The organism is Kurthia huakuii LAM0618 (assembly GCF_000505545.1).
GTDB classification, from domain to species: Bacteria; Bacillota; Bacilli; order Bacillales_A; family Planococcaceae; genus Kurthia; species Kurthia huakuii.
In genome coordinates this window covers 146,212-159,562 of the sequence record NZ_AYTB01000013.1, presented here as the reverse complement: position 1 = coordinate 159,562, position 13,351 = coordinate 146,212, and the positions used below count along the sequence as shown (strand labels likewise).

Genomic DNA, 13,351 nt, shown 5'->3' with positions numbered 1-13,351 from the left:
TATATTGAAATACTTTCAACACAGCTTTCCAACGCTTATTTATTACGTGCTATACGTACCTTTAGACTTGTTTTTAATCATTTATTTCACAAAAATTTGCGTACATATTATAAAATTTGCCATTCTATTACTATGATACCCTAGCAGGTACTGTAAAACGGCATCATTTCATCGCTAGATTACGATACACAACCCAACTTGTTGCATTGTACGTACTTTTTGACGTCTTGCGAGGCGCAATGGTTTCAACAAAGCCAGGAAAATTCTTTCTGTATATGGAACATTCACTTCTCCTAAAGCGTATAAATACGAGGGCGTATGAACAATTGAAATGGCTTGATTCTCTCGTTCATGTCCTCGCTAAAGGATTCTACAAATTCTTTTTGAAAATGTCTCAAAATACATATTTATTTTTGATATACTAATAGAAGCAAAGCAGAACGGAGGGTCGTATTTTGAAACCAATTTTATATATCACCATGTTTTTTACAGGCTTGGCGACCATCTTTGTCTGGATGAGTATGAACGTATTAACACCAGATTTTGATATTGATTTATATAAAGCAAATGCAGATGGCTTATACAATAGCTTCTACTTTCAATTAGGCTTTATTTTCATTGTCTATTTTGCAGTTGCCACAGTCATTATGCTTCGAAATTTCCATCGCATGTTCAACGCGCGTATGCGTATAGTGTTACTAGTCCTATATGGTGTGCTGACCATCTTTATTGTATTTCGTACAATGCGCGATGTTTTCCAATTGAAAAATGCGTTAAATAGTCAACAAACGGATGTCGTCTTTTCAATGATTAATGCGTATTCTACTAATATTTACTTTAATACGTTTACATTTGTCGGCTTCATTATTTTCCTCGCATTAATTTCGCTGCTCATTCCTGCAAGCTCAAATCATCGCGAAAAATATGAATTTTAACTCAAAAAGAGAGCTCTCCATCGCGGAAAGCTCTCTTTTTTAATCGTTATTTTTTCAAGAAATCAGCTGCAGCATACGCAGGGTTTGGATACGTATAAAATCCTTCACCTGTGTTAATGCCCATTTTTCCTTGATCAATATATTCAGCTTTTAATTTATCTGCAATTTCTTGTGTCCCTGGAATGCCAGCTGCAGCTTTTGCTAGATTTAAATTGTATGGTGTTTCCATGCCAACAACATCTAAAATCGCAAATGGACCACGCGGAGAGCCTGTCGCAATCATCCAGTTTTTATCGATGGTTGCTGGATCTGCTACTCCTTTAGCCCATAGCTGCATACCTGCATCTAAAAATGGCACTAACAATGAATTTAAAATATAACCTGGTTGTTCTTTGTGAAGATGGAATGGAATCATACCAATTTCACGTGCAAATTCTACAACTTGCTCCTCATATTGTTTTTCAGTGCCCGCATGCCCCATAATTTCAGCCGTGTTATTACGCCAAATTTCATTTGCAAAGTGTAATGCTAAAAATTTCTCTGGACGACCAGTGTATGCTGCAAATTGGCTCGGTAACATCGTTGAAGAATTGGATGCAAAGACTGTTTTTGCTGGCGCCACTTGTGCAAGTTGTTCATAAAAACCTTGTTTAATATCAAGACGTTCCGGCACTGCTTCAACGATTAAATCCGCATCACTTACGGCATCCGCTAAGTCCGTTGAATAACGTAATGCTTCAAATGCTTGCTCAGCGCGCGCTTCATCGTGAAAATACGCACCGTATGTCTCTTTATGTTGCGCACATAATTGTCGTGCTTTCGCAATCGCTGCCTCATTAATATCATATACTGTTACATTAAAACCGAAGAAAGCTGTCTGGAACGCAATTTGACTACCTAATACGCCACTACCTGCTACTGTTACATTTTTATATGTCATAGAAATTACCCCTCTTAAAAGTTAGTGTTTACTTATAAATTCAGTTTAAACGTATGTTCACAAAAAAACAAGTAAACACTTACATTTAAATGTGACACTTATACATGAAGTATTTCTTTTTTTCCGCAAACAAATGGCAAAGAAAGATGCTGGTCATTTAGCACAACATATTCAAATTGTATTAATTCATTAAGCATCAACTGCATTTCTTCTCGTGTATTATTTGTATCTACTAACCAATCTTCACAAGTAGCATAACGTTCCTCTGGGTTAGCGAGCAAATACATTAGCAATCCTTTAGCGGCCAGTGATAAGCGATTATCTTGAAGAAAAAATAAATCACTTGTCCTAATCTTTGTATTCATCTACTTACACCCTTCCTAGTTTAATAGTAAAAATATAATATGTAGCATCCTACCTAAATACGTAACGCACCCACTTATCATGAAGAAGGTAACATTTATTTAATGATTTATCAAAAACACCATTACTTTAAGCCCCAAAAATCAAAACAAAACCATTACTTTACTCACATCACTGTTAAGTTTTATTTTTTCCCGTTATTATGTAAACTTAAACATTCATTTTAAGATTTTTCATCAAAAATTTTTTGATTATACGCACCCACAACATTAAAAAACTGCGCCGCTAGCGACGCAGTTTTTTAACGATAGTCAACAATTTTAAAATCTGTTACATACGCACCATTTTCTTTGTGCAACGCTTGGATAAGCCCATGATTTTTCGCAAGCAATAACTTATCACCATTATCAAATTTCAGACGCATAACATTCGTATACGTTTTTGTACCAATTTTCTTCGTACCGCCAACGTCTTGAACCGTCACTTTCCATTTCACGGTTTGCCCTTCCATAGGATAGCTTTGTGCATACGTTTTCCCTTCTGTTAACGGAAATTTAATTGGAACAAAGATGTAAAAATGCGTATTTTTTTCAAAAACAACGAGGCGATTGTCGGTGTAATAATAAGCATAGCCTTTTGTCGTATTGCTAATGCGTTCACGTTTTGAATCACCGTAGTTGTAAGAGAATGTGTTCTTTTGCGGGATCATATACGCGTCATGCGTTGTATATGTTTTTGTCGTGCTTGGTAAAAACATTGCGCCACTGCCTACTGTTTCAGCCAAAGCTGGTGTACTAAATGCTAAACCTGATGCGCCCACTGCTGCAATCAACATCGTTTTAAGACGTTTTTTCAACATTGCCACCTCATTTCAACGTTTGTAACCTTTACCCTTTTTTTAAGCAAGTAAAATAGGTCCTCCGGCGATTGTTTACCTATTAAAAAAGCACCCCTTCACATGAAGAGGTGCTCACAATTTATTAAGCTTCGACTAATTCTTTTACATCCGAACGAATCATATAATCAAATGCACCAAGTGCTGCTGTAGCACCAGAACCCATTGAAATGACGATTTGTTTATAAATTGTATCGGTGCAGTCACCTGCTGCAAATACGCCTGGCATGCTTGTTGCACCATGTTTATCAACGATGATTTCGTTGTTTTGGTTTAATTCAAGTGTACCTTGTAAAAATTCTGTATTTGGTAATAAACCAATTTGAATGAAGACGCCATCTAATGTGATGATGTTTTCTTCACCTGTTACAGCATCTTTATATTCTAATGCATTAACCGTACCTTCACCTGTAATTTGTTGTGTTAAGGCATTTGTTAAAATCGTTACGTTTGGTAGGCTGCGTAAGCGATCTTGTAGCACGATATCCGCTTTTAACTCACCGCTACGTTGTAATAAATAGACGTGGTTCACGATACCTGCTAAATCGATTGCCGCTTCAACGCCTGAGTTCCCGCCACCAACAACCGCTACATCTTTGCCTTTGAATAACGGACCATCGCAGTGTGGACAATATGCCACACCTTTGTTTTTAAATTCTTGCTCACCTGGTACGCCTAATTGACGGTAGCGTGTACCTGTTGAGACAATCACCGTTTTTGATTTTAGTACCGCACCATTTTCAAGTGTTACTTCGACTAAATCATTTTTGGCGATATTTGTCGCGCGTTGGTTTTTCATAACATCTACAGGATATTCTGCAACGTGCGCTTCTAGACTCGCTACAAAAGCGGGACCTTCTGTTGCTTTTGTACCGATAATATTTTCAATCGATAATGTATCGTTGACTTGGCCGCCAAAGCGTTCCGCTACAAGACCTGTGCGAATCCCTTTACGCGCTGAATAAATAGCAGATGCTGCACCAGCAGGGCCACCGCCAACTACTAATACATCATACGCTTCTTTGTCGTCAAAACCTGTTGAATCTTGTGCAGCGCCTAATTTATCAAGAATGTCTTCAAGTGACATGCGGCCACCTTCAAAGAATTCACCATTTGTATAAACTGCTGGGACCGCTAAAATATCTTTTTCTTTTACTTCATCTTGATACGCGCCACCTTCAACCATTGTGTGCGTAATATTTGGATTTAATACCGCCATAATGTTTAATGCTTGTACGACATCTGGGCAGTTATGACATGTAAGACTGACGAATGTTTCGAAGTTTACAGGTGTTGTAATTGCTTCGATACGTTTAATTGTTGCATCATCTACTTTTGGGGCGCGACCAGATACTTGTAGAAGCGCTAATACTAATGAGTTGAATTCGTGACCTAATGGTAGACCTGCGAATACAACGCCTGACGCTTCTTCACCTGATTTATTAATGCTGAAGCTTGGCGTACGCGCAAGTGTCGCTTCTTTTACGGTAATACGTGGTGACATTGCCGCAAGCTCTGTTACTAACTCGCGCATATCTTGTGATGTTTTATCGTCTGAAGCGCTTAATGTAAGTTCTAAGTCACTTTCAAGTAATGCTAATAATTGATTTAATTGTGCTTTAATGTTTGCATCTAATACTGCCATGAATAATCATCGTCCTTTCAAATCGTCATGTTTGTGTGTCGTATAGTCATTCCAAATCGTGCATCCTATACGTGACAGTCAATCTGGATTTGCTCTCAAGAAAGTTCGAATTTCCACCTCTATTTTAGAAGACAGAGAGCATGTTCGTTCATGTTAATAGCAGAAAGGAGCGCGGTTATCGCGCTCCTTTCTCTCTGTTACGTTTCAATGTTCGCTAACAAAGAAATTAGATTTTACCTACTAAATCTAGGCTAGGAGTTAATGTTTCTGCTCCTTCTTTCCATTTCGCTGGGCAAACTTCACCTGGGTGGTTACGCACGTAAGTAGCTGCTTTAATTTTGTCGATTAATTGAGAAGCGTTACGGCCGATACCATCGTTGTTAATTTCCATCGTTTGTACGATACCGTCTGGATCGATTAAGAAAGTTGCGCGTTGAGCAAGACCTGCTTCTTCGTCTAAAACGTCGAAGTTACGAGAAATCGCGTGAGTTGGGTCACCGATCATTGTGTATTGGATTTTAGAGATTGCTTCTGAATGGTCATGCCAAGCTTTGTGAGTGAAGTGAGTATCAGTTGAAACTGAGTATACTTCAGCGCCTAAAGATTTTAATGTTTCGTATTCAGCTTGTAAATCTTCAAGTTCAGTTGGGCACACAAATGTGAAGTCAGCTGGGTAGAATGCGACAACAGCCCATTTACCTTTTAATGTATCGTCTGTTACAGTTTTGAATTCACCGTTTTGGAATGCATCTGCAGTGAATGGTAAGATTTGTTTGTTTACTAATGACATATCGAATATTCCTCCATTTAGCTCGTATTATATTTAATAACCATTTTTTAATTAGAATGATTATTGTTTACACTTAAATTATCATACGAAAAGGTTTTTCTGTCAACCCTTTTGCTACAGTTTAACAGAATTCTTTTGAAATGTTGATTTAGAGTACGTCCTTTACGTTTAGCCATTTTCATTCATTTTATATTTTAAAATAATTGTATATGTGAAATAACTCACAATATGCTCGAACAGCACTCAATTTTGTATTTTGCGTCATTTTTCATTTTTTCTAACATTTGATTTTCTCAATTAGCATTACTAGTTGTCACAGGAACGTCATTTTTAAATGAAAAGTCTCATTTGTCGAATTTGAAAATTTGACAAATGAGAAAGTATTTTAAAGCTAGTTGATAACGCCAACCATTTCTTCTTTATTTTTAATGTTTTCGCACATCCCATTGTAGCAACTACAACACATGCAATTAATTTTATGCGCAAAAAGAGATGAATTTCTCACTCACCTCTTTTTACAAATGCCGCAAACGTTTTACAATCAGATTGTTCGAAATCAGATAGTATATTTTGAAGTAGCGGTAATAGCTCGTGTTCCGGTATTTTACGCTTCCAGAGTGTTCCCGAACTCGCACGACGACCCATTTGCACAGCGCCCGCATATAAATCAATGTAACCATTGTGATACACGAGTCCAATATCATCTCGCACCGCGTTATAGCAAGCTTCTGTACACGCATTAAAACCGATACGCAGACGCTTTTTCATTGGCAATTGCTCAATTTGTTGTAGTAGCTCGCGCGCGAAAGATAGTGCTTCTAAGCGGTCGCCATCACAGAAGTCACAGCATTTTACAACGGCTCGTGCACCCGGTTGAATCGCATAAAGGCCCACTGCGGTCAATTTTGCTACAACCGCTTCTAGCTTTTGCTGTTCTACAGATACAATAAAGCTATGACCAGCTGAATATTTCACAGCCGCTTCATCTGCTAATTGCGCTAAGACTTGTAATTGCTCAGCCGTTACATGTTTATTAATAAGCCCTGGGCGTACTGTTAATGATACAAAATCTCCGGCCGCGTTCAACTTCGCAAACGTACGCGCGGGCATTGGTAGCTCCATTGCACGTTCAAAATTGTCGTTAAAATTAGTCATTGCTAAATGCCTCTGGATAAAAGCCTTGCGCTAAAATCTCTAATGCTTCTGCGACACGTACACCTTCAGATGCCGCTGACAATGGTAAGATGACAAAGCGCTGTTGCTGTACAGCAGGCGTTTGACTGAGTGCGGGGTCCTTTTTCAAAAAGGCCATTTTTTCTTCAGCCGTTGTCGCACCATAATCCATAATGACGATGACTTCTGGCTGACGGTCAACTGCTTCTTCTTTTGATACAGTTGCCCAATTATCTTTAATATCGCCAAATACATTGGTGCCGCCAGCAAGTGTTACGAGCGTGTTCATAAAGTTTTGCGTCGCCGTAAAAATTTCTTTTTCCCCACTATCATAAATGAGTACTTTCAATGGTTTTTTTGTCGCCGGTAGTTCTTCGGTAATGTCTTGCACATCATCATTAATGTCTGCGACTAATTTGTCGCCGCGTTCATCAATACGGAAAATTTTCGCAAGCTGTTGAATATCTCGATAAACATCGTCCAGCGTTGGCGCTACTTTAACCGATGATGATTGAATATATGTGTTAATGCCTAGCGCTGCTAATTCTTGACGTGTCGCAATGGCCTTCGCATCAAAGGCACTTGGCCAGCCAGCATACACAAAATCGGCTTCGGTTGCGATAACTTGTTCTTTTGTCGGATATTCCTTGGCGAGCACCGGGACTTGATTATAGGCTTTTTGAAGCGGCTTATAAATTTGATTGTCTAAATACGCCGTCCCGACCATTTTATCCTCTAGTCCTAGCGCAAGCATTACTTCAGTTGCGTGTTGATTAACAGCAATAGCTTTTTCAGGCGCCTGCTCATAGTGTGTTGTGACACCTTCATTGTTAATTGTGATCGTTGCCGTTGCTTCGGGCTTTTGATCCGCTGTTTTTTCCGTTTCACCGCATCCTGTTAATAGTAGCGTTGTCACCGCTAATGCACCCCATAATGTTTTTTTCATCTTTACGCTCCCCTTCTATGTATAAAAAAATAAATGCCTCTTTTTCGTTAATGGATTTTGCGTAATATGTGCTTGCACACCAAATACGTCGGCTAACATCTGTTCTGTGAGCACCTCTTCAGGTGTACCAAAAGCATGTAAGTGCCCTTCATTCATAACGAATAATTCGTCACAATACGCGGCTGCTAAATTTAAATCATGCAACGCGGCAATAATCGTAATCGGTAAGCCCTTTACTAAATCCATCAGTTGTAATTGGTGTTGAATGTCCAAATGATTCGTTGGTTCATCTAACACTAAAATTTCTGCTTCTTGTGCGAGCGCACGCGCCAACATCACGCGCTTTTTTTCGCCGCCCGATAGCTCACTCAATGTACGCTTTGCTAAATGCGTTACATTGGCTTGTGCCATACTGCGCGCCACAATACGGAAATCTTCATTGTTGTCTGTACTCAGTAACCTTTTGTATGGCATGCGGCCCATCAATACTAAATCTTGAACCGTAAAATCAAAAACAGTCGGTGATTCTTGACTAACGACCGCCATCTGCTTTGCAAATTGTTTCGCCGTATAGTGTTGAAGTTCTTTGTCATATAGTGTTACGCGGCCAGTTTGCTGTATTAAATAACGATATAAAATTTTCAGCATCGTTGATTTACCACTGCCATTCGGGCCGACGACGCCGATAAACTTTCCTGGTGCAATCGTCAATGAAATGTCGTGCAAAATAGTAGTACTACCCATTGAAAATGAAATGTCGTGCAGTCGAATCATCATTAATCTCCTTCCCCAAAGTGATAGCGCTGTCTACGCAACATCCAAATGAAAAATGGCCCACCGCAAAGTGCCGTAATAATTCCAATCGGCATTTCTTCAGGTGCAATCGCCAAGCGGGCAACAATATCTGCCCACACGATAAAAATAGCGCCGAGCAACGCACTTAATGGCAACACCCATTTGTAATTCGAGCCAATCATCATGCGAACGACATGTGGAATAATCAAGCCAACAAAGCCGATGCTGCCACTTACTGACACCGCAACACCTGTCAGTAACGATACGAGCACAATAATATACAAGCGGAATTTTTCGACGCTAAAGCCCATCGTCATGGCCGTTTCTTCTCCTAGTAATAGCGCATTTAATTGGCGATAGCTAAGCCATAATAAACTAAAGACGACAACAAAGACGAGCAATGGAATCACGCTATTTGACCATTTAGCACCAGCAAGACTCCCGAGCATCCATTGCATGACCGCTTGAATACCGCCTTGCGATTTTGACATCATGAGCATAAAGTTTGTAACAGCACTAAAGACCATCGACACGGCAATACCTGCTAATAACAGTCGCATGACAGATGTCCGGCCATCGACACGCGCAAGCATAAAGACCATCGACACGGCGATTAAGGCGCCGAAAAATGCAGCAAGTGGCAACGCGTAAATACCTAAAAAGCTAAAAGCACCTACTAAAATAACCGCCGTTGCCCCAACCGAAGCACCTGATGACACCCCTAAAATGTACGGGTCCGCAATCGAATTTTTGACAAGCGCTTGAATCGCAGCGCCACTTACAGCTAGCGATGCCCCAACGGTAGCGGCTAATAATGCACGCGGCACACGAATTTCCCAAATGATGATTTGTTCGGCACGTGTCGGCACTCCATCGGTTGCGATGCCAAGCTTTTGCAATAATACATGCATAATAAGTGACGGGGTAATGCCTACTGACCCAACGACAATTGCGACCACCATCGAGGCGATTAAGACGACCATTAAGACAGCCATCATGATAAAAAAGGACTTTTTCCGAATGATGTTCTCCTCCTTTTTGACAACAAAAAAAGCACCTTTCGACAGAAAAGTGCTTGAAAAAGCAGACGCAAAAAAACGCTACCATTTCAGACTCATCCGCGTGAGTTGAATAGACGAGGATTATTGGTAGGTCTCCTGGCTTCTCGTCATCATCTCTCACCCCTTCCCGCTTGCGCAGTGGTAATGGTCAGACACTCAGAGTTACAGTTGCGGGACAGCGACGGATTTTCACCGTTCTTCCCTATTAAGCTACATTGGTAGCGCCAATAATCGATTCAATTGTGTTCTCTATTCATGATAACACCGTTTTGCGAGCGTTGTCATAAAATTGTGGTAAGCGAAAGAAAAAGAAGCATATTGTACAGGAAATCCCTAATTAATTGTGAAATATGGTATGTTTGACAAAGAATTAGATGCCCGAATGCAGACGTCATCTAAGCGTGTTGGCACGGAACCTTTTCTATATAGAAAGAAGGTCTTAAATGATACGAGTTTAACGACCCCTATACACATTTCATACACTGCTTATGAAGCATGTTGAACTCAAAAAAAGCAAGCATTTCTCAGTGAGCAGCGCCATTGTTATCATAGAGAAAAATAGCGCTTCACGCAAAAGCAATTAGCAACAATTGAGGAGGGTGTCTTCTGCGAAAAAAATGATAAAACAACAGGAATTTGCAAAAAGATAACGGAGGGCAATAATGGAAACAAAACAGACATTTAAAATGAAAGATTTTTTGCGGCTAATTAATAGCGTCAATCCCAAAAAAGGCTTATTTCTATTAGGGATTGCGTTAAGTTTGGTGACTAGTGTTGCGAGTTTACTCGTACCGCAATTCATGAAAACGTTAGTCGATACGAGTCAGCTCGCAAAAATTGATTTAACGATGCTCGGCATTTTACTGCTGGCATTTGCGGCTCAGCTTATCTTTGGGACGATTGGTGGCTTTCTCTTACGCTATGTCGGGGAAAGTGCCGTCAAAACATTGCGTGAAAAATTATGGGACCATTTGTTAAAATTGCCGGTTAGCTATTTTGACCAACACAAATCAGGTGAAAGTAGCTCGCGCCTTGTTAATGATACCGGCGTTATTAAAGAACTTGTGACGTCGCATTTCCCAAGCTTTATTACCGGACTTATTCAACTGGTCGGTTCGATGATTATTTTATTTATTATGGACTGGAAAATGGCGTCGATTATGTTAATTGCCGTACCAATTATTGCGCTTGTACTATTCCCAATTGGTAAAATCATGTCTAAAATCGGGCGAAAACTACAAGCATCTACGGCTGACTTTAACGCTGAGGCAACTGAAAAACTAGCAGAAATTCGTTTAATTAAAGCAAGTAATGGTGAACCATTTGAACAAACGAATGGGCGCACGTTTATTGCGAAAATTTTCACATTAGGTGTCAAAGATGCAAAAATCGAAGCGGTGCTACAGCCAATTATGATGACGGTTATTTTAGGCTTACTTGTTGGGATTCTTGGCTACGGGGCGGTGCGTGTACAAGCTGGTACATTAACAACCGGCTCACTTGTCGCCTTCTTACTTTATTTATTTAATATTTTAATGCCGGCTGCCACATTTGCGATGTTCTTTGCGCAAATCCAAAAAGCGATGGGCGCTACCGAACGCATTGAACAAATTTTAGCAACGCCATTTGAACCTGCCGGCGATGGCACGACAATCGATGTCGTTGGCCACACGATTCAAGCACGCGATGTGTCATTTTATTATCATGAAGATCGTCCGGTGCTAAAAAATATTTCGTTTGACGCGCAACCAAACTCGGTCATCGCTTTTGCTGGGCCAAGTGGCGGTGGGAAAACGACTGTTTTTGCATTATTAGAACGTTTTTATGAACCAACAAGTGGTACGATTTCTGTGAATGGTCAAAACATTCAACAACTCGATATGACCGATTGGCGTGTACAAATTGGTTATGTTTCACAAGATAGCGCGGTTTTTGCAGGGAGTATTCGCGATAACTTACAATATGGTTTAGGGCGTACATTAAGCGATGATGAATTGTGGCATGGCTTGGGGCTTGCATATGCAGAGCAATTTGTCAAAAGCTTCCCGCAACAATTGGAAACAGAAATTGGCGAGCGCGGCGTCAAATTATCTGGTGGACAAAAACAACGGATTGCGATTGCACGCGCCTTTTTACGCAATCCGAAAATTTTAATGTTAGATGAAGCAACGGCGAGTCTTGATTCGCAGTCAGAGGAAAAAGTGCAACGTGCGCTCGATCAATTAATGGAAGGTCGGACAACGCTTGTGATTGCGCACCGCCTGTCAACAATTGTTGATGCCGATCAAATTTACTTTATTGAGCATGGTGAAGTGACAGGTCACGGCTCACACCACGAATTATTAGTCACACATCCACTCTATGCTTCCTATGTAAATGAGCAGATGGTAAATTAATGAAGTTTGAGAAACCGCGCATGATGCGGTTTCTTTTTTTATCGTTTTTGTAAACCCTTTCATCGAATAATCAAGTCATTTTTTCACTATTTCGCCATATTTCTAGCGTTTAACATATTTTTTTCTCTTTCCGCTAACTTTTTTCTTTACTTTCAAATTCATTTTCTATAGAATTCTAAGAGTACTCAAATTAGAGTACTTCAAAAAAGAGTATGAGAGAACATGAATGATGGAGGAATGACTTTACGTGAGTTTTAAAAAGTTTTTTAGTTCGGTCGGTGTAAAATCGTCGGCCTTTATGAGTGTATTATATGCGGTAGCCATGCTTGGTATCTTTTTAATTGGCTATACCGCCATTCCAGGGCAAATGGATGAATTGAAAATTGCCTTTGTAAATGATGACAATGGGAAAGCTTCAAAACAAATTGAAGAACAGTTAGTTGAAAGCTTACCGTTTAAAGACATTGATACCGATGTCACAAATAAAGAAGCGTTATCAGCATTAGAAGATAATGACTATGCATTAGTCATCCACATTCCGGAAGATTTTTCGGAAAATGCAAGTAAAGGGAAATCGGCACAAATCGACTACACCGTCAATGAAGCTTCTGCTACAATGATTGCTTCAAGTATGAGTTCTGTTGTCAATGAAGTGAATAACCAATTAAGTAAAAGCTTCTCTGAACAAACAGCTCAAGGTGTGTTAATGAATATGAACGTGCCGGAAGATCAAGCAAAAGATATCTCAAAACAAATTGAAGAAAGTTATGTCGGCAATTACGTTGTCGTCAATGATGTACCAGATGGTATGCACAACAATATGCTGCCAATGTTCTTAACGATGGCATGTTACGTTGGTGCAATGATTGCGGCGATGCAACTTGTCGGAGCATTTAAACAGTTCCGCGGTGAAGCATCAAAAATGCGTCTCTTCGGTTATGTACAATTGTCAGCACTTATCATTGCTGTACTTAGCACAATCGCAGCGCTTGTTATTGCTTATTTAGTCGCTGATATTAATACAGATACATTATTTATAGCAGCGGGTCAACAAGTGTTGTTATACATGGTATCGTTTAACTTCTGTGCGATGTTTACATTCTTATTAGGTGAAGCCGGTATGATTTTAAACATTCCTGTGTTGCTTGTACAAACCATTGCGAATGGTGCAACAATGCCACGCGATATGATGTATGCGCCATTTGAAATGATTAGTTATATTACGCCGATGTATTATTCAGTACAATCTTACTTAGCCGTATTCTTCGGTTCAACAAGCCCGACACCATTTTTATTCGGACTTGCAGCGGTCGGTGTAGGTGCTGTATTAATTAATATGTTAATTGTGACATTTGTACACAAAAAGGTTCCACTTAAAAATAGTACAGATTCTAAAGAAATTACAGCGTAAC

12 protein-coding genes and 1 riboswitch are annotated in these 13,351 nt (G+C 39.8%); of the genes, 3 read left to right on the top strand and 9 right to left on the bottom strand.

Annotation, left to right across the window (positions count from 1 at the left end; genetic code table 11):
- Positions 1-455: 455 nt before the first annotated feature.
- Positions 456-935, top strand: coding sequence for a hypothetical protein (locus V514_RS0110610; protein ID WP_029499924.1), 480 nt, complete (start codon positions 456-458; stop codon positions 933-935).
- Positions 936-981: 46 nt separating this feature from the next.
- Here V514_RS0110610 and V514_RS0110605 read toward each other — a convergent pair whose 3' ends face one another.
- The 9 genes from V514_RS0110605 to V514_RS0110565 form a co-directional block, all read right to left on the bottom strand.
- The gene (locus tag V514_RS0110605; protein WP_029499923.1) at positions 982-1,875 is read right to left on the bottom strand and encodes a 3-hydroxyacyl-CoA dehydrogenase; all 894 of its coding nucleotides are present in this window, start codon (positions 1,873-1,875) and stop codon (positions 982-984) included.
- Positions 1,876-1,973: 98 nt separating this feature from the next.
- Complete coding sequence (locus V514_RS0110600; RefSeq protein WP_029499922.1) at positions 1,974-2,240, bottom strand: hypothetical protein; 267 nt, start codon at positions 2,238-2,240, stop codon at positions 1,974-1,976.
- A gap of 299 nt (positions 2,241-2,539) precedes the next feature.
- Positions 2,540-3,097: a hypothetical protein gene (locus V514_RS0110595; RefSeq protein ID WP_029499921.1), complete on the bottom strand. Its 558-nt coding sequence runs from the start codon at positions 3,095-3,097 to the stop codon at positions 2,540-2,542.
- 121 nt (positions 3,098-3,218) lie between these two features.
- Entirely contained in the window at positions 3,219-4,778 is a 1,560-nt protein-coding gene (ahpF, locus tag V514_RS0110590; RefSeq protein WP_029499920.1) for an alkyl hydroperoxide reductase subunit F, read from the bottom strand.
- Positions 4,779-5,004: 226 nt separating this feature from the next.
- On the bottom strand, positions 5,005-5,568 hold the full coding sequence (gene ahpC / locus V514_RS0110585; protein ID WP_029499919.1) for an alkyl hydroperoxide reductase subunit C: 564 nt from the start codon (positions 5,566-5,568) through the stop codon (positions 5,005-5,007).
- A gap of 501 nt (positions 5,569-6,069) precedes the next feature.
- Positions 6,070-6,723: a sulfite reductase gene (locus V514_RS0110580; protein ID WP_029499918.1), complete on the bottom strand. Its 654-nt coding sequence runs from the start codon at positions 6,721-6,723 to the stop codon at positions 6,070-6,072.
- Complete coding sequence (locus V514_RS19035; RefSeq protein ID WP_035944668.1) at positions 6,716-7,687, bottom strand: ABC transporter substrate-binding protein; 972 nt, start codon at positions 7,685-7,687, stop codon at positions 6,716-6,718. The genes V514_RS0110580 and V514_RS19035 overlap by 8 nt, the downstream gene beginning before the upstream one ends.
- Before the next feature lie 15 nt (positions 7,688-7,702).
- Positions 7,703-8,461, bottom strand: a complete 759-nt coding sequence (locus V514_RS19030) for an ABC transporter ATP-binding protein (protein ID WP_035944665.1) — start codon at positions 8,459-8,461, stop codon at positions 7,703-7,705.
- Positions 8,462-8,463: 2 nt separating this feature from the next.
- On the bottom strand, positions 8,464-9,477 hold the full coding sequence (locus V514_RS0110565) for a FecCD family ABC transporter permease (protein ID WP_200864031.1): 1,014 nt from the start codon (positions 9,475-9,477) through the stop codon (positions 8,464-8,466).
- Positions 9,478-9,612: 135 nt separating this feature from the next.
- A riboswitch (cobalamin riboswitch) is annotated at positions 9,613-9,787 on the bottom strand.
- Between the two features lie 418 nt (positions 9,788-10,205).
- Between V514_RS0110565 and V514_RS0110560 the strand changes: the two genes are divergently transcribed.
- Both V514_RS0110560 and V514_RS0110555 read left to right on the top strand, forming a co-directional pair.
- Positions 10,206-11,939 carry an ABC transporter ATP-binding protein gene (locus V514_RS0110560; protein ID WP_029499916.1) on the top strand — a complete coding sequence of 578 codons (1,734 nt, stop codon included), beginning with the start codon at positions 10,206-10,208 and terminating at the stop codon, positions 11,937-11,939.
- Positions 11,940-12,186: 247 nt separating this feature from the next.
- Complete coding sequence (locus V514_RS0110555; protein WP_029499915.1) at positions 12,187-13,350, top strand: YhgE/Pip domain-containing protein; 1,164 nt, start codon at positions 12,187-12,189, stop codon at positions 13,348-13,350.
- Position 13,351 lies beyond the last annotated feature (1 nt).

What these genes read in the sequence shown, in the direction of transcription:
- V514_RS0110605 (WP_029499923.1), bottom strand. Translation starts at nt 1,875, where the DNA reads ATGACATATAAAAATGTAACAGTAGCAGGTAGTGGCGTATTAGGTAGT.
- V514_RS0110600 (WP_029499922.1), bottom strand. Translation starts at nt 2,240, where the DNA reads ATGAATACAAAGATTAGGACAAGTGATTTATTTTTTCTTCAAGATAAT.
- V514_RS0110595 (WP_029499921.1), bottom strand. Translation starts at nt 3,097, where the DNA reads ATGTTGAAAAAACGTCTTAAAACGATGTTGATTGCAGCAGTGGGCGCA.
- ahpF (WP_029499920.1), bottom strand. Translation starts at nt 4,778, where the DNA reads ATGGCAGTATTAGATGCAAACATTAAAGCACAATTAAATCAATTATTA.
- ahpC (WP_029499919.1), bottom strand. Translation starts at nt 5,568, where the DNA reads ATGTCATTAGTAAACAAACAAATCTTACCATTCACTGCAGATGCATTC.
- V514_RS0110580 (WP_029499918.1), bottom strand. Translation starts at nt 6,723, where the DNA reads ATGACTAATTTTAACGACAATTTTGAACGTGCAATGGAGCTACCAATG.
- V514_RS19035 (WP_035944668.1), bottom strand. Translation starts at nt 7,687, where the DNA reads ATGAAAAAAACATTATGGGGTGCATTAGCGGTGACAACGCTACTATTA.
- V514_RS19030 (WP_035944665.1), bottom strand. Translation starts at nt 8,461, where the DNA reads ATGATTCGACTGCACGACATTTCATTTTCAATGGGTAGTACTACTATT.
- V514_RS0110565 (WP_200864031.1), bottom strand. Translation starts at nt 9,477, where the DNA reads ATGGCTGTCTTAATGGTCGTCTTAATCGCCTCGATGGTGGTCGCAATT.
- V514_RS0110560 (WP_029499916.1), top strand. Translation starts at nt 10,206, where the DNA reads ATGGAAACAAAACAGACATTTAAAATGAAAGATTTTTTGCGGCTAATT.